16 protein-coding genes are annotated in these 15232 nt (G+C 66.0%); 3 read left to right on the forward strand and 13 right to left on the reverse strand.

Annotated features, from left to right (window positions below):
• Positions 1-8 precede the first annotated feature (8 nt).
• Positions 9-509: a PepSY domain-containing protein gene (locus ACFCQI_RS17555; protein ID WP_395118793.1), complete on the forward strand. Its 501-nt coding sequence runs from the start codon at positions 9-11 to the stop codon at positions 507-509.
• Positions 510-710: 201 nt separating this feature from the next.
• On the forward strand, positions 711-908 hold the full coding sequence (locus tag ACFCQI_RS17560) for a hypothetical protein (RefSeq protein ID WP_395118795.1): 198 nt from the start codon (positions 711-713) through the stop codon (positions 906-908).
• A gap of 6 nt (positions 909-914) precedes the next feature.
• Here the strand turns inward: ACFCQI_RS17560 and ACFCQI_RS17565 are convergent, their stop codons facing one another.
• The 11 genes from ACFCQI_RS17565 to ACFCQI_RS17615 form a co-directional block, all read right to left on the reverse strand.
• Complete coding sequence (locus ACFCQI_RS17565) at positions 915-1532, reverse strand: Fic/DOC family protein (protein ID WP_395118797.1); 618 nt, start codon at positions 1530-1532, stop codon at positions 915-917.
• 31 nt (positions 1533-1563) lie between these two features.
• The gene (locus ACFCQI_RS17570; RefSeq protein ID WP_395118799.1) at positions 1564-3330 is read right to left on the reverse strand and encodes a DUF262 domain-containing protein; all 1767 of its coding nucleotides are present in this window, start codon (positions 3328-3330) and stop codon (positions 1564-1566) included.
• A gap of 55 nt (positions 3331-3385) precedes the next feature.
• The gene (gene fabV / locus ACFCQI_RS17575; RefSeq protein ID WP_395118801.1) at positions 3386-4588 is read right to left on the reverse strand and encodes an enoyl-ACP reductase FabV; all 1203 of its coding nucleotides are present in this window, start codon (positions 4586-4588) and stop codon (positions 3386-3388) included.
• Between the two features lie 223 nt (positions 4589-4811).
• Positions 4812-5015 (reverse strand): cold-shock protein, encoded by a 204-nt coding sequence (locus tag ACFCQI_RS17580; protein ID WP_136259031.1) that lies wholly within the window; start codon positions 5013-5015, stop codon positions 4812-4814.
• Positions 5016-5166: 151 nt separating this feature from the next.
• The gene (locus ACFCQI_RS17585) at positions 5167-5928 is read right to left on the reverse strand and encodes an S-methyl-5'-thioinosine phosphorylase (RefSeq protein ID WP_395118803.1); all 762 of its coding nucleotides are present in this window, start codon (positions 5926-5928) and stop codon (positions 5167-5169) included.
• A 143-nt stretch (positions 5929-6071) separates the two neighbouring features.
• Positions 6072-6635, reverse strand: coding sequence for a hypoxanthine-guanine phosphoribosyltransferase (locus ACFCQI_RS17590; RefSeq protein ID WP_395118805.1), 564 nt, complete (start codon positions 6633-6635; stop codon positions 6072-6074).
• Positions 6632-7645 (reverse strand): beta-N-acetylhexosaminidase, encoded by a 1014-nt coding sequence (nagZ, locus tag ACFCQI_RS17595; RefSeq protein ID WP_395118807.1) that lies wholly within the window; start codon positions 7643-7645, stop codon positions 6632-6634. The genes ACFCQI_RS17590 and nagZ overlap by 4 nt, the downstream gene beginning before the upstream one ends.
• Positions 7639-8160: a CYTH domain-containing protein gene (locus ACFCQI_RS17600; protein WP_395118809.1), complete on the reverse strand. Its 522-nt coding sequence runs from the start codon at positions 8158-8160 to the stop codon at positions 7639-7641. Before ACFCQI_RS17600 ends, nagZ begins: the two co-directional genes overlap by 7 nt.
• A 114-nt stretch (positions 8161-8274) precedes the next feature.
• Positions 8275-9612 carry a 23S rRNA (uracil(1939)-C(5))-methyltransferase RlmD gene (gene rlmD / locus ACFCQI_RS17605; RefSeq protein ID WP_395118811.1) on the reverse strand — a complete coding sequence of 446 codons (1338 nt, stop codon included), beginning with the start codon at positions 9610-9612 and terminating at the stop codon, positions 8275-8277.
• 133 nt (positions 9613-9745) lie between these two features.
• Positions 9746-10354, reverse strand: coding sequence for a YdbL family protein (locus tag ACFCQI_RS17610; RefSeq protein WP_395118813.1), 609 nt, complete (start codon positions 10352-10354; stop codon positions 9746-9748).
• A 97-nt stretch (positions 10355-10451) separates the two neighbouring features.
• Positions 10452-12485: a hypothetical protein gene (locus tag ACFCQI_RS17615; RefSeq protein WP_395118815.1), complete on the reverse strand. Its 2034-nt coding sequence runs from the start codon at positions 12483-12485 to the stop codon at positions 10452-10454.
• A gap of 45 nt (positions 12486-12530) precedes the next feature.
• Here ACFCQI_RS17615 and ACFCQI_RS17620 point away from each other — a divergent pair, with 45 nt between their 5' ends.
• Positions 12531-13262, forward strand: a complete 732-nt coding sequence (locus tag ACFCQI_RS17620) for a response regulator (RefSeq protein WP_395118817.1) — start codon at positions 12531-12533, stop codon at positions 13260-13262.
• Positions 13263-13432: 170 nt separating this feature from the next.
• Here ACFCQI_RS17620 and recO read toward each other — a convergent pair whose 3' ends face one another.
• Positions 13433-14182, reverse strand: coding sequence for a DNA repair protein RecO (gene recO, locus ACFCQI_RS17625; protein WP_395118819.1), 750 nt, complete (start codon positions 14180-14182; stop codon positions 13433-13435).
• A 94-nt stretch (positions 14183-14276) separates the two neighbouring features.
• Positions 14277-15209 carry a GTPase Era gene (gene era / locus ACFCQI_RS17630; RefSeq protein ID WP_395118821.1) on the reverse strand — a complete coding sequence of 311 codons (933 nt, stop codon included), beginning with the start codon at positions 15207-15209 and terminating at the stop codon, positions 14277-14279.
• Positions 15210-15232 lie beyond the last annotated feature (23 nt).

Genomic DNA, 15232 nt, shown 5'->3' on the forward strand with positions numbered 1-15232 from the left:
AGTCACTGATGACCAAGCACACACTTCCGCTGTTGATCGGCCTGTCCGTGTGCACGGCAGCCATGGCGCAGCAGGCGCCCGCCCCCGCGCAATCCGGCACCACCACGCAGATCGTCACCACGACCACTCACTGGGGCACGCAGCCGCCGGAAGGCGCGCTGACCGAGGACGCCATCAAGACCGCGATCGCCAATGCCGGCTACAAGGAGGTCAAGGGACTCAAGTTCGAGGACGGCGTGTGGCGCAGCCAGGCACGCGGCGGCAACGACCAGTGGGCGAAGATCACCGTGGGACCGGTCAGCGGCAAGGTCTACGTCACCGACGCCCCGTCCAGGCTCAACAAGGACGAAATCAAGGCCAAGCTCACCGCTGCCGGCTACGAGAAGATCCACGACGTGGAATACGAGCACGGCCTGTGGAGCGCCGAAGCCGACACCGCCCGCGGCACCGATGTCGAACTGCTGGTCGACCCCGACGACGGCAGCGTGGTGGCCAAGTCGCGCGACTGACATGGCGTTTGCCGACACTGAAAACCCGATGCCTTGATGGCATCGGGCTTTTCATTTCAGGGGCGGCTCAATCGAAATGCTCCATGTCTTCCGGCAAGCCCAGTCAGGAATGCTGACGCCCTTCGTAGACCGATACCTGCGGCGGCGGAAAACTCGGGTCGGCGCCATTCAGCCAATTGCGCACAGGCCTATTAAGGTATAATGGACGCCGTGAAGTCCGCCAAGCCGACCATCCCCAACAAGAAGCCGCTCCGCGCCGCCAAAGCGCCCAGCCAGCGGGCCATCGTCCGTGCAGTGGCCAGTTCCACCGCTATCGAAACCGGCAAGAGCATCCGCCAGGTCGAAGAGTCCTTGCTCGGCAAGAACCCCAAGCTTCGCGGAATCGCACTGGCAAGCTGACTCCTCTCAGTTCACCAGGGCCGCTTCAACCAATCGCTGCATCGGCCGGTAGTCGTTCGCCATGCCGGCTCGAATGGCGCCGAAATACGCTGCCTTGTCTGCCTCCCACGCGCTGTAGTCGAGTGGCCCGCGCCCCGCCTGTACCACCATGACGTCGGCCAATAGGCGCGACAGCCGCCCATTCCCCTCGCGAAATGGGTGAATCAGGATGAGTTCTACGTGGGTCATGGCGATCGCTTCGATCAATGAAGCATCATCAATGTCATGGCAAGGCGTGAAACGTGCAAGACAATCGTGTTCAAACACCGTCAACAGACGGGGAACCTGCGTTGCCGCGGCAAAATGGAAATCGCCCTTGCCCATGTTGACCGAGCGCTCCATGCCAGCCCAGTCATATACATTGCCGAGCCACCGACGATGCCAGGTTTTCAAGTCCGCCACGTACAGGCGCCGATCAGGCAATGCCTCCAACAGCACCGCCCGGTAGATCTGCCCCAATAACTGCAGTTCGACTTCGTCCATCTCGTCTGGATCGGTCACGCCCAGCTTGTTCCGCAAGACCCGGTCGTCCGAGCCAGGCTCGTAGCTGCCTTGGGCCTCACCGGCTTCGTAACGGTTACTCATGCAGACGCGTCCCCTGCCGCGACCCAGGCCGTCACCTCAATGTCTCGAAGCCCCGATGAACAATATCGGCCATCAGCTTGCGCCGCTCCAGCAGAAAATCAGCATAATTCATCTGCGGCCAATCAATCGGCAAGGCATGTAGCTCATGCATCCGCTGCCATTCCTCCCCGCTGAAACGTGCCTTGATCTGTGGCACGTAATCGGTCGGCGGACTGTCACTGATATCAATGTTGTCCGGCCATTCCAGAAGTGCGTAGTTCGCCATCTGATTGATGACCTTGCGGTCTTCCTCGCCCTGATTTTGCAACCAGGCGACAGGAAATAGATGATGCCGCTCAAGGGACTTCTTTTTTGTCTTCAGCGCCGGGTCGAGCAGATCGCTAACCTTTTTGTGCGAAAACAGTACCGGCGCGTTCAAACGATTCTGCGCAGCCACGTAGGCGAACAGCTCCGGGTTGCGTGCCGACGAGCTGTTCAACGCAGCGGGCAAAGTGATCGCCCAGAAATCGCCTGTAAGCTGACTGGTCATCAGATCGTCGAGAATCGCAATGAATCGCTCAGCCTCACTCACGCCACGCAAGCGGTTGAGGTCGCTGTCCATGATTGTTTCGGGCGAATTGCTGTAACGGCCAGTCAAACTGGCGAAATAAAACCAACGCCCGATCACCTTCTGCAACTGGTGCTCGGGAACTTTGCACTGGGTACGGCCGATCAGATAGAACGCATAGGCATACACCAATGCCATCTGCGATGAGATCATCTCGCGGCTGCGGAATCCTGCGCCAATCAATGCGCTCAGGAACTGATGCCAACAAGTCAGATCCAGCACCTTGGCCTGTGCCTGCTGCAGAATCTGAAACTGCGCATCCCGACGAGTGGCGGAAAACTGTCCTGTCTCCAAATCCTTGCCACGCAGCACCTGATATACGCTTTTCAGGCGGCCACGCGAAAAGCCAAGCGCTACCGACACACGCAGTAACTGGTCGGGATCAGGCTCAATGAAGTGATTGAATGGCGAAGCCGCACTGCCTGCCGCCGGTGGCTGACGCGAAGCACGGCAAAAATGCTCCAATGCCGCCCTGCCCGAATCCCAAAACACCGACAGCAGAGTCAGCAGGAAGTCTGCCTGGTTGAGCTTCACGCCCTCGCTATTGATACGAACAAAAATGTCGGCGACCTGCTCCTCGTCCACTGTCGAGGCGATCTCCAACGCAGTGAACGGGTACTTCTGCAGATCGAACAAGCGGTCGAGATTGTGGCTGATCTGCTCTTCTTCCTCATCGCTCAGTTCCGTTTTGGCACTCAAACCGTTGAGGAAATCCTTCACCATCCTGAAGCTGGAGTTGCCCGAGGCCCAAAGCTCGGAAATATTGGCAATCCATTCCGGGTCACGCTTGATCGCCGCATCCGCCACGTCAAAGCGACCGTCGCGCGGACGGAAGGCAATCTCGATCCGGCGCTCGCGATAGTCGTCGTCAAGTACGTGTTTGCCGCGAAACACCGCATATAACGAAGTCAGCCGCTGCTGCCCATCGACGATCAGCCGCGAAGGCGCCGTATGCACCTTGTCACCCACACCGATTTGCTTGGCGCCGTTGGCCTGCCCGTTCTCCCAGAACAGGAAATAGCCCACCGGGAAACCGCGATACATCGAATCGAACAGGTCGCGCACCTTGGCGTTGGACCATACGAACGGCCGTTGGATGTCCGGAAGACCAATATCGCCGATATCCAGATAATGCAACAAGTTGGACAGGTCATAGTCCACCCGTTTGAAGCAGGTTTTCATATCACTCATATGGTCCGTTCCTTGACACTGAGTTCAACGTTGTGAAAGTGGATATCTCCTGCCCTCACATCTCCACGCAATCAAACCGCCGATCCGCTCCCACCTCGGCGTCATAGTCCACATCCGCCCGATCAAACCCGAACAGCTTCAGGAACTCGTGCTTGTAGCCGGCGTAGTCGGTGATCTGCTTGAGGTTTTCGGTGGTGACGGTGGGCCAGATCGTCTTGCAGGGGATCTGCACGTCGTCGCGCAGTTCCCAGTCGTCCAGCCGCAGGCGGCCTTCGTCGTCAGTGGGCGCGGCCTTGCCATCAGCACGGTAGAGGCGGTCGTGGAACAGGCGGTTGGCCTGCTCGATCGGGTTTTCGTGGATGCCCTTCTCCTTCATGATCTTGAAGGCGATGGACACGTACAGCGGGATCACCGGGATGGCGGCGCTGGCCTGGGTGACGACGGACTTCATCACGCCGACGTAGGCGTCGAGGCCGGGGTGGCGGTTGCGCAGTTGCTTCGCGGTGTTGTCCAGGTGCTGCTTGGCCTGGCCCAGGGTGCCGTGCCAGTACATCGGCCAGGTGATCTCGGTGCCGATGTAGCTGTAGGCGACGGTCTTGGCGTGTTCGGCCAGCACGCCGGCGGCGCTCAGCGCGTCGATCCACAGCGCCCAGTCCTCGCCGCCCATCACGGTGACGGTGTCCTTGATCTCCTGTTCGGTGGCCGGCTCGACAGTGGCCTCGATCACGGTGTCCTTGTTGGTGTCGACCGAGGTGTTGTGGAACGGCGCGCCGATGGTCTTGAGCGCCGAGCGCACCACTTCGCCGGTGTCCGGCAGCTTGCGCACGGGCGAGGCCAGCGAATAGACCACCAGGTCGATCGGGCCGCCCATCTCGTTCTTGATGATCTCGATGGCCTTGGCGCGGGTTTCGTTGGCGAAGGCGTCACCGTTGATCGACTTCGCATAGAGACCGGCGGCCTTGGCCGCCTTGTCGAACGCGGCGGCGTTGTACCAGCCGGCGGTGCCGGTCTTGTCCGGGCTGCTGGGCTTCTCGAAGAACACGCCCAGCGTGGCCGCGCCGTAGCCGAACGCGGCGGTGATGCGCGAGGCCAGGCCGTAGCCGGTGGAGGCGCCGATCACCAGCACGCGCTTGGGGCCCTTGCTCTTGTCGTGGCCGGCGGCCTGGGTGATCGCGATCTGCTCGAGCACGTTGCGCTCGCAGCCGACCGGGTGGGCGGTGACGCAGATGAAACCGCGGACTTTGGGCTTGATGATCACGGCGAGCTCCTGGGGTGTTCGGCAATTCCCCATATTAACCAAGCGACGCGGCCATGCGCTGCCGTAGGGGTCTCGACTCGTGGCGTGGCCCTTCGACTTCGCCGCTGCGCGGCTACGCTCAGGGTGAACGGATGGGGGCTTCCGGTTGGGGGCTCGCGCAAAAAAGGAAACCCCGCAGCGAGTGCGGGGTTTCCTTTGCATCATGCGACGCGGGGTCGGCCGATCAGGCGGCTTCGACCGCCGAGGCCTGGGCGCCCTTGGGACCCTGGGTGACTTCGAACTTCACCCGCTGACCTTCCTGCAGGCTGCGAAAGCCCTTGCTGGCGATCGCCGAAAAATGGACGAACACGTCCGCTCCCCCGTCCTCAGGTGCGATGAAACCGAAACCCTTGGCGTCGTTGAACCATTTGACCGTACCGAAAGTCATTGCGTGAACCTCTGGATCCATGGAATGGTGCGCCAGAACTGGTGCGGCTGTTCCCCCCGGCTCGCCGCGCTGGCCGGGGAAAAGTAGCAAGAGGTGAAGCCGCATTGCAATACGAAGAAGTCCGGTCCGTGCACAAATTCACCGGATGCCCTCAGACCCGCAGCAACTCGGCCAGGATGCGCGGCACGTCGGCGGTGGCGGCGGCGAGGTGGGCGAAGATCTCCTCGATGCTGATTTCCGCCTCGTCGCCGCAACCGGCGGCAAAGTTCGCCACCAGTGCCAGGCAGGCATAGTCCAGCTCCAGTTCGCGCGCCAGCACGGCCTCGGGCATGCCGGTCATGCCGACCAGGTCGCAACCGTCGCGCTTCATGCGGGCGATCTCGGCACGGGTTTCCAGCCGCGGTCCCTGGGTGGCGCCGTAGCAGCCGCCGTCGATCACGGCGACGCCCGCCGTGTGGGCCGCAGCCAGCAACTGCCGGCGCAGCGATTCGGTGTACGGCTCGCTGAAGTCGATGTGTTTCACCTCCGCGCCTTCGACGTCGCAGTAGCTGGTGAGGCGGCCGTGGGTGTAGTCGATCAGCTGGTCGGGTACCACGATTACCCGCGGACCCATGTCGTCGCGGATGCCGCCGACGGCATTGACGCCGACCACCCGCCGCGCGCCCAGGCTGTGCAACGCCCACACGTTGGCGCGGTAGTTGACCCGGTGCGGCGGCAGCGTGTGGCTCTCGCCGTGGCGGGCGAGGAAGGCGATGCGCTTGCCGGCGAAGTCGCCGACCACGATGTCGCCGGAGGCCGGGCCGTAGGGCGTGTCCACCGTGTGCCGCTCGGCATTTTCCAGGCCCGGGAAGTTGTACAGGCCGCTGCCGCCGATGACGGCGAGGTCGAGGGGGGTAGTTTCGTGATGGGGCATCGTAATGATCCGTTTTCAGGTTGCAGCCAGAAATTCACCACCGTTCACCTTGAGCGCAGCGCAGCGAAGTCGAAGGGTGATCGGCTGGGGTAGCGCAAGCGCCAATTCGAAGCGCCACACTTGTGCGCCCTGGTCCCGAATCCCTATTCCCCATTCCCGGCCTTCAACGCGTAGATGCCCGGCAGGTTGCGCCCCTGCTCGTAGTAGTCCATGCCGTAGCCGAACACGAAGCGGTCGGGTAGTTCCACGCCGTTGAAATCCGAGGCGATGCCTTCGACCAGGCGGTCGTGGCGCTTGGTGCACAGGCTGGCGATCAGCACTTTTTTCGCACCGCGCTTGTAGCAGTCTTCGCGCACTTCCTTCAGCGTGTGGCCTTCGTCGAGGATGTCGTCGACCAGCAGCACCACGCGACCGGCCAGCGACACGGCGGGTGCACGCAGCCAGTGCAGCGTGCTGCCGGTGGTTTCGCCGCGGTAGCGGGTGGCGTGCACGTAGTCGAACTCCAGGTCGGTGCGGATCGCCAGGGCCAGCTGGCCGGCGAAGATCAACGCGCCGTTCATCACGGTGAGGAACACCGCGCGCTCGCCGCCGAGCACGGCATCGATGCGTGCGCCCATGTCGGCGATCACCGGCTCCAGCGCCTCGCGGGCATACAGCAGGTCGGCCTGCGCCAGGGCATCGGCCAGGGAGGGATGTGCAGTGTTCATGCGTTTCCTTCGGCGTGCAACGCCGTGATGCGGGCGACGAAACGGTCGCGCTGTGGATTGTCCGCGAGGCCGGCCCAGGTGGCGCCAATGGCGCCGCGCAGAGTGGCGATCGACGCGGGCATGGCGCCGGTATCGGCGGGCAGCGCGGCCAGTGCCTCCTCGACCACCTCGGGGAAGCAGGCAAGCACCAGGTCGCAGCCGGCGTCGAGGTGCGCCCTCACTCGCCCGCCCACGCTGCCGGCCGCGCCGGCGGCGGCCATGCTGATGTCGTCGCTGATCACCGCGCCGGTGAAGCCCAGTTCGCCGCGCAGGACCTGCTCGATCCAGACTTTCGAATAGCCGGCTGGACGGCTGTCCACGGCCGGGTAAATGACGTGCGCCATCATCACCGCTTCGACGCGTGCCTCGATGCATTCGGCGAACGGGCGCAGATCGTCGCGGCGGATCTCGTCCAGGCCGCGCGGGTCGATCGCCGCCACCTTGTGGGTGTCGCCGGTGACCGAGCCATGCCCCGGGAAGTGCTTGAGCACTGCGGCCATGCCGCCCAGGTGCATGCCGCGCACGTAGGCCTGGCCCAGTTCGCCGGCCACCGCGGGATCGGCGTGGAAAGCACGCAGGCCGATGGCCGCGTTGCCACGGGCGAGATCGACCACCGGTGCGAAACTGAAATCGACGCCGCTGGCGCGCAGTTCGCTGGCCATCACCCAGGCGTGCTCCTCGGCCAGGCGGATCGCCTCGTCGGGGTCGCGGTCGTAAACGGCACCGATCGCTGCCAGCGGCGGCAGCCGGGTGAAGCCGTCGCGGAAGCGTTGCACCGGGCCGCCTTCCTGATCGACCGCGATCAGCAAGTGCTCGCCGCCGGCATCGCGGATCGCCTCGCACAAGGCCATCAACTGCTCGCGCGAACGGTAGTTGCGCGCAAACAGCAGCACGCCGGCGACGCCGGGCGCGCGCAGCCAGCGTTTCTCGGATTCGGCCAGTTCCGGCGCGGCCACGCCGATCATCAGCATGCGGCATCCTCGGCGGCGCGCTCGGCCGGCGACCATTGCCGGTACGGGTGCGCGATCAGGTTGACGTTGTAGTAGCGCGTCAGCGCGCTCACCTCGCGGCCCAGCCACGCCGGCCGCGGAAATGAGGCATCGACTGCAGGCAATTCGACCTCGGCGACGACCAGGCCGGCGTTGTCGCCGCCGAATTCGTCGACCTCGAACAGTACGCCGTGGACGCGGACATGATGGCGGACCTTCTCCAGCACGCCGTCGCAGAGGCTGGCCAGCATGACGCGCGCATCGGCCAGCGGTATCGGGTAATCGAATTCGGCCCGCGCGATGCCGGAAGTGGCGGCCTTGATGTTGAGCCACGCCTGCTCACCGGCCAGCCGCGCGCGCACCGAGGCGCGCGCGTGGCCCTCGCGCAAGGCCTGCGCACCGACCAGGTAGCCCTGCGCGATCGGCTCGCTGCGCTCGATCGCGGCGCGCCACTCGTCGGTGGCCAACAGGAATTTGCGTTCGATCTCGATGGGCATAAAAGTCAGGAGTGAACGGAGAGAAGTGAGAAGTGAGAGAGAGCAAGAACAAGAGCGTCAAGCATGCACTGGATTTCTCTCACTTCTCACTCCTCTTCATTCACTCCTCGCTCCTCAGCGCTCGAACAGCGCAATCGATTCGACATGGGAGGTATGCGGGAACATGTCCATCACGCCGGCCGAGGCCAGCCGGAAACCGTGCCGGTTGACCAGGATGCCGGCGTCGCGCGCCAGCGAGGCGGGATGGCAGGAGACGTAGACGATGCGTCGGGTCGCCTTGTGCGGCAGGTAGTCCAGCACCTTGTCGGCGCCCGCACGCGGCGGATCGAGCAGCAGCTTGTCCCACGGCTGGCGCGCCCACTCGGTGGCGCGCTGGTCCTCGAACAGGTTGGCGACGTGGAAGCGCGCGTTGGCGATGCCGTTGCGCGCGGCATTCTGCGCGGCGCGCTCGACCAGGCCGTGCTCGCCTTCCACGCCGACGACCTCGGCCACCCGCCGCGCGATCGGCAGGGTGAAGTTGCCGAGGCCGCAGAACAGGTCGAGCACGCGATCGGCCGGCTGCGGGTCGAGCAGCTCCATCGCGCGCGCCATCATCAACTGATTCATGCCGGCGTTGACCTGCACGAAATCGAGCGGCTGGAACTCCAGCTCGACGTCGGCGAAGCGCGCGTCCCCACTGGCGATCGTGAAGGCCAGCCGCGGATTTTCCGGCCACAACGGATGCACGCTGCTGATGCCGCCCGGCTGCAGGTAGATCGCGAAACCGTGCTGCCGGCCGAACGCGACCAGCGCGGCCTGGTCGTGTTCGCTGAGCGGCTGCATGTGGCGGAACACCAGCGCCATCAGCTCGTCGCCGGCGGCGAATTCGATCTGCGGGATGTCCTCGGCCGCATCCATGGTGCCCAGCAGCTCGGCCAGCAACCCGACCTTGGGGCCGAGCGCCGGATGCATCACTTCGCATTGCCGGATCTCGGTGACGAAGCGCGGGTTCTGCTCCTCGCGGAAGCCGACCAGCACGCGGCCCTTCTTCGCCACGTTGCGTACCGACAGCCGACCCTTGCGCCGATAGCCCCATGGTTCGGCGGTGAGCGGCGGCAACCAGGCTTGTGGCGTGACCTTGCCGATGCGCTCGAAGTTTTCGGCCAGCACGCGTTGCTTGGCGGCGATCTGCGAGGGCGCATCAAGATGCTGCAGCGAGCAGCCGCTGCACTGCGCGAAATGGCGGCATTTCGGTTCGACCCGATGCGGCGAGGCGGTGATCACCTCGACCGTTTCCGCCTCGTCGAAATGCCGGTGCCGCTTGCGCAGCTTCGCCATCACCCGCTCGCCGAGCAAGGCGCCGCTGACGAACACCGTCTTGCCGTCGATCCGCGCCACGCCGCGGCCATCGTGGCCGAGGTCGGTGATGTGTGCTTCAAAGGGTGTGGGCGAGACCGAGTTGGAACGTGACATGGGGCGCAGACAGAAGGGCTGGCCGCCAATTATCACAGATCGGGCCGGACCGCGCCCCGCAGGAGCGCACCCTGCGCGCGATGCTCTTCGTCACGTGGCGAGAAAGCACGGCGCACAGGGTGCGCTCCCGCGATCATTTCTTCTGCCAGGCGCCGGCGGCGTTCTGGTAGTACCAGCCGGCGTGCGCCTTCTCGATCCATGTCTTGGCGAAGGCGGTGCGGATCTGCGCCTCCCATTCCGGGTGGTTGTTGGCGACGGCGATCTCGCGGTACAGCGCGGCGCGGTCGCGGTTCTCCTCGGCCACGGCGGCATTGGCCTGGGCGCGCTGGCTCAGCGGCACCTTCGCCGCGTCGCGCATGGCCACCATGCCGTCGTGGGTGAAGCCGACCGCGCCGCTGTCCAGCAGCTGGCCGAGGATGCCGCCGATGCGCTGGTTCATGCGCGCATGAATGGCGTCGGTGGCGCTGGTGTGGACGCGGAAGTCCGGCGTCTCGGCCGCCTGCGCGGCGGGGATCAGCAGGTCGAGCAGCATGGCCGAGGGGTGCCCGGCGTCGCTCTTCGGCGCCGGCGGCGGCTCCTTCGCGGCCGGCTTGCCGGCGGCGTCGGCCTTGTCCAGCACGCTGCCGATGAACTGGTCGGCGGCCTTCTGCGCCGCGGCTTCGGGGAAGTACACGTTGATCGTGACACAGCCGACCAGCGCCACGGCCATGGTGGTCAGGATGACGTAGACGAGCTTGCGCATGACGTGACTCCGGTGCTGAAAAGTAAGTATGTGCAGAAAACCCGTTCTCGTGACTTTCGATCGCCAGTCCGGGCTTGGAGGTCGAATCGGCAACCGCTCAGTGAATCTCGGGCCCGCTGCCGCTGATGGCGTCCTGCAGCCGCTTGACCAGGGTGGGCCAGTCGACCTCGGTCTGGTGGCCGATCACCTGCAGGCGCGGCAGGCCGCTGCCTTCGACGATAGTGTAGCCACCGTCGGTCGGCTCCAGACCGCTCATCTTGCACACGGTGCCCTGCAAGGTGCAATTGAGGCCGATGCGCTGGTAGCCGAACGTCTTGAACAGTTTCAGCATCGCGCCCTGCAGGCCGGCAGCCACGCCGCCGCCACCGACCGAGGTGAGGTTGTTCACCGCGCGCTGGCTGATCCGTCCGCCGTCGCCGGCGAGCAGGCTGGCCTTGAACGCCACCGGGCTCCAGTCGACCAGGCGCAGGCCCTGGATGCTCCCGTCCAGCCGCCCCGTGATGCTGCCGAAGTCGAACACGCTGGTGATCGCACCGAGATCGAGCTGCTTCAGGTCGATATCCGCGCTGAGCACCGGACTGGTCCCGAACGGTTGCTGCAGGGACAGCCGGGTGATGTCGACGAAGCCGTCGAACACGTGCGCGCTGAGCCCGCCGCCGAGTTCCAGCCGGTCGTCGACCCAGCGCAGCGAAGGCACCGCGCCGGCCAGCGTGCCGGGGAACGCGGGCCAGCCCATCGCCTGGCTGAACGCCTTCATGTCCACGCCGGTCAGCACCAGCGAGGTCGCCAGCCGCTGGCCGGCAGCCGCGGCGGGGGACCAGTCGAACTGGCCGATCTGCAGCTGGCCACCCAGCACCGGCATCGTCAGCGGCTGCTGCAGGCTCAGCATGCCGTCATGGCTGCGCCAGGTCGATTGGGCCGCGCCGTTCTCGATCCGGTAGAAACCCAGCCCGCGCCAGCCCAGCGTGGTGACGGGCCGGTCGCCCTTGGCCGACCAGTCCAGCGCGCCGTGCAGGCCGTCGATCGCCAGGCGCCCGGCAGCGTCGGTCAGGTCGAACCCATCGGTCTTGAACGCGAAGCTGCGCAGGGAATCCTCACGCCAGTCGACACTGGCGTCGATGTCGCCGGCCACCGTGAGGTCCTGCAGGCCCATCGTGTCGAGCCAGGAGCGCCCGTAACGTTCGTACGCCGCCGGGAAGCTGGCGTGCAGGCGGTCCAGCCGCAGGGCGCTCGGCGCGCCTTTGGCATCGAACGCCAGCGCGCCGGAGAGCTGCAGCGCATCGGCATCGGTGAAACGCAGGCGGCTCAGCTCCACCGCGCCGTCCGCAGCGTTGGCATGCAGATTCAACTGCACGGGATGATCGGGCAGCTTGGCGTAGAGCGGACCCAGCAGCAGCTCGCCGCCGCGCAGGCCTGCATCGAGGTCGATCTGTGCCGGGCCATCGCCGTAGTCGAGGTTGAAGCGGCCATTGCCGCTGACGCCCCGCCCGGCAAGCGTGCCGCTGGGCGTGTCGAAACCCACCTCGTGCAGACTGAACTGGCCGGAGGAACGCAGGCCCGGGTCACGCAGGTCCAGTGCCAGCTCGGCATCCACCCGGCCGGCGGTGGTGCGGCCGGACCAGACGGTGCCGAGCAGGCCTTGCAGCCAGCCTGCCGGCAGGTTTGTCACACGGATCTGCGCATGCGTGGGCTGATCCAGCGGCAAGGCGCCGCTGAGCGTGGCCTGGCCCTGCAACACGTCGATCTGCAAGGTGTTGGCCGCCGGGCTCACCTGCACCTGCACCTGCGCATCGGCGAGCGCGCCGCCGGGCGCGCGGGCCAGCTTGAGGTTGCCGTCCAGCACCCAGCCCATGTGCTCGTTGCGGCGCAGGTTGCCGGCAAGATCCAGCGGCAGGCGGCGCCAGCCCATGGCCGGCAGGTCGGCCTTGTCCGCATGCAGCGACACGGTGAGCGCGCCGGCGCCGTCCTCGCCCAGGCGCAGCGTCACCGCCTGCAGTTGAAGTCCCGGCATGCTGATCGACCTGGCCGACAGCAGCACGTCGGCCCGCGCCGGCGCGAACCAGAGCAGACCCAGCAGGAGGCCGCAACACAGCGCGAAGCGGCTCGAAATGTGGCTTGAAGTCGGGCGCATCTCGGGCCATTCTGCCAAATCCAGATGAACGACAAGGATTTCGTCTTGAGCGAGCGCCCGGAATCTTGCAGTTCGTCCCTCCGCCAGGCACCCCGCCCCTACGTTCTGGTCGCCGATGACGACCCCGGCAGTTGCCGCTTCCTCGGCGACGGGCTGCGCTCGCTGGGCGCCACGGTGGAGACCGCCGGCAGCGGCCGGGAAGCGCTGGAGCGCGCCGGTGCGGGCAAGTTCGACCTGTTGCTGCTCGACTGCCGCATGCCCGGCGGCGGCGCCCTGCACGTGCTGGAGCAACTGCGCGCCGATGTCCGCTCCGCCTCCGTCGACAGCACCGCCGTGGCCACCAGCGCGGACATCGCGCCGGCCGACCGCGACGACCTGCTGGCGGCAGGCTTCAGCGACATCCTGCTCAAACCCTGCACCCTGACCGACCTGCGCCGCGTGCTGGCGCTGATCCAGGCCGAGTCGTCGTCCGTGCTGGACGATGGCGCGGCGCTCTGCAGCAGCGGCGACGCCACCACGATGCGTGCGTTGCGCCTGTTGCTGCGCGAGGAACTCGCGCTGCTGCAAGGCGAACTGGACCAGCTCAGCGCCGACCGCGTCGCATTCGCCGAACGGCTGCACCGGCTGCGTTCCTCATGCGGATTTTGCGGTGCCACGGCGCTGGCCGAACAGGCGGTGCGACTGCAGCGGCAACTCCTGCCCGACGGCTCCGCGCCCGCCGCCTTGGCCAGCTTCCGCCGCGTGCTGGCCGCGACGCTGCAGGCGCTGGACAGCTAGGAGCGTGGGCGGCAGGAACTTTCGAGGCGAAAAAGTGGCTGCGTGAGAACAGATTTTCGACGATTCGCCGGCCCATAGTGGTTCTACGGGCAGGAAGCGGCGGAAATATGGACCACGCAGACGCTTTTGCAGCCCGGGAGATTTCTACCGCCCACGCTCCTGGCGCGGACTCACGCCGGCGGCTTGGCGCGGTCGCTGCCCGCGGCGGGAGCGCGGCGCGAGACCGCCATCGACAGCACCCGCCACGCGCGCAACTCGCCACCGCCGAGGTGGAAGCGGATGATTTCGCGCATCAGGTCGCGCAATGCTTTCAGGCCGTGCGGGTCGGGCATGCGGTCGTGCGCCAGTGCCAGCAGGTCGGCGCCGCGCATCGCGCGGGGCGCGTCGGCGGCGCAACGCCGCGCGCCTTCCTCGACCTGGTAGCGATACCACGCGTCCGGCTCGATCACCTCGCCGGTGTCTGCCTCGTGCAGCAACGGCAGGCCGTAACCGGTGGCCTGCAGCAGGTCGCGTTCGAAGCGGCGCAGGCTCCAGCTGATCGATTCGCCCGTGGCCAGCCGCGCCAGCGCTGCGGCATAGGCATCGAACAGCGGCCCCAGCGGATCCTGCCGCCCGGTCAGGCGCACCACCAACTCGTTGAGATACAGCCCGGCCAGCGCCGCGTCGCCTTCCAGCCGCTGCGGCGTGCCGACCGCCTCGACGGCGGTGAGCGTGGCCATCTCGCCGCGCAGCAGCAGACCCAGCGCCAGCGGCTGGAACGGTTCGAGCTGCGCACGCCGCAACCGTGCACGCTCACCGCGCACGCCCCGCGCCACCACACCCAACCGCCCATGCTCGCGGGTCAGGCACTCCAGCAACAGCGACGTCTCGCGATACGGCCGCGCGTGCAGGACATAGGCGGGTTGCTGGTCGATGCGCATGGGGAAAATCAGGAGTGAGAAACGAGCAGTGAGAGAGGTAGCAGCTGCCGCTCGCTTTCCGCCTTCTCTCACTTCTCTCCTCTCACTCCTCGCTCTAGTCGGTATACCCGAATTTCTTCAGCATGTTTTCGTCGTCGGCCCAGCCTTCGCGGACCTTGACCCACAGGCGCAGGAACACTTTGCGCTCGAACATGCGCTCCATGTGGCGGCGGGCGCCGGAGCCGATCGCCTTGAGCTGGGCGCCGCCCTGGCCGATCACGATGGCTTTCTGGCCGGCGCGCTCGACCCAGATCACGGCGTGGATTTCAGCGACGCCGTCCGGCCGATCCTCGAACTGCTCGATCTCCACCGTGGTGGCGTACGGCAGCTCCTGGTCCAGCCGCAGCATCAACTGTTCGCGCACCATCTCGGCGGCGAGGAAACGTTCGCTGCGGTCGGTGACCTCGTCGACGCCGTAGATCGGCGCGCGTACCGGCAGGCGCTTGATGATGGCCTGCTCCAGCGCCTGCAGGCCCTGTTCCTTCAACGCGCTGACGTAATGGATCTCGTCGTACTGATGGTGCTGCGCCAGTTCGGCCACGAACGGCAGCATCACGGTCTTGTCCTTGTTCAGATCGACCTTGTTGATCACCAGCAGGCGCGGCGCGGACTGCTCGACCAGGGCGGTGTACAGCGCCTCGTCCTCGTCGGTGAAGCGACCGGCCTCGATCACCTGCACCACCAGGTCCACGTCGCCGATCGCCGAGCGGGCGGCGCGGTTGAGACTGCGGTTCATCGCCCGCTTGGCGCCCCGGTGCAGCCCCGGGGTGTCCACGTAGAGGATCTGCCCGGCCTCGTTGGTGTGGATGCCGAGAATGCGATGGCGCGTGGTCTGCGGTCGCGGGCTGATGATGGACAGGCGAAAGCCGATCAGCGCGTTGAGCAGGGTCGACTTGCCCACGTTCGGGCGTCCGGCCAGGGCCACGGTGCCGCAGCGGAAATCCTCATGCGGCAGGCTGCCGTCGGCGATGTCGAGGGGGTCGTTCATGGTGGCAGGCTCGGCGAGTCGGA

Source organism: Rhodanobacter sp. FW102-FHT14D06, assembly GCF_043950705.1.
Classification (GTDB): Bacteria; Pseudomonadota; Gammaproteobacteria; order Xanthomonadales; family Rhodanobacteraceae; genus Rhodanobacter.

What these genes read in the sequence shown, in the direction of transcription:
- ACFCQI_RS17555 (WP_395118793.1), top strand. Translation starts at nt 9, where the DNA reads ATGACCAAGCACACACTTCCGCTGTTGATCGGCCTGTCCGTGTGCACG.
- era (WP_395118821.1), bottom strand. Translation starts at nt 15,209, where the DNA reads ATGAACGACCCCCTCGACATCGCCGACGGCAGCCTGCCGCATGAGGAT.
- ACFCQI_RS17580 (WP_136259031.1), bottom strand. Translation starts at nt 5,015, where the DNA reads ATGACTTTCGGTACGGTCAAATGGTTCAACGACGCCAAGGGTTTCGGT.
- ACFCQI_RS17570 (WP_395118799.1), bottom strand. Translation starts at nt 3,330, where the DNA reads ATGAGTGATATGAAAACCTGCTTCAAACGGGTGGACTATGACCTGTCC.
- rlmD (WP_395118811.1), bottom strand. Translation starts at nt 9,612, where the DNA reads ATGTCACGTTCCAACTCGGTCTCGCCCACACCCTTTGAAGCACACATC.
- nagZ (WP_395118807.1), bottom strand. Translation starts at nt 7,645, where the DNA reads ATGCTGATGATCGGCGTGGCCGCGCCGGAACTGGCCGAATCCGAGAAA.
- ACFCQI_RS17565 (WP_395118797.1), bottom strand. Translation starts at nt 1,532, where the DNA reads ATGAGTAACCGTTACGAAGCCGGTGAGGCCCAAGGCAGCTACGAGCCT.
- recO (WP_395118819.1), bottom strand. Translation starts at nt 14,182, where the DNA reads ATGCGCATCGACCAGCAACCCGCCTATGTCCTGCACGCGCGGCCGTAT.
- ACFCQI_RS17585 (WP_395118803.1), bottom strand. Translation starts at nt 5,928, where the DNA reads ATGCCCCATCACGAAACTACCCCCCTCGACCTCGCCGTCATCGGCGGC.
- ACFCQI_RS17600 (WP_395118809.1), bottom strand. Translation starts at nt 8,160, where the DNA reads ATGCCCATCGAGATCGAACGCAAATTCCTGTTGGCCACCGACGAGTGG.
- ACFCQI_RS17560 (WP_395118795.1), top strand. Translation starts at nt 711, where the DNA reads ATGGACGCCGTGAAGTCCGCCAAGCCGACCATCCCCAACAAGAAGCCG.
- ACFCQI_RS17610 (WP_395118813.1), bottom strand. Translation starts at nt 10,354, where the DNA reads ATGCGCAAGCTCGTCTACGTCATCCTGACCACCATGGCCGTGGCGCTG.
- ACFCQI_RS17615 (WP_395118815.1), bottom strand. Translation starts at nt 12,485, where the DNA reads ATGCGCCCGACTTCAAGCCACATTTCGAGCCGCTTCGCGCTGTGTTGC.
- ACFCQI_RS17590 (WP_395118805.1), bottom strand. Translation starts at nt 6,635, where the DNA reads ATGAACACTGCACATCCCTCCCTGGCCGATGCCCTGGCGCAGGCCGAC.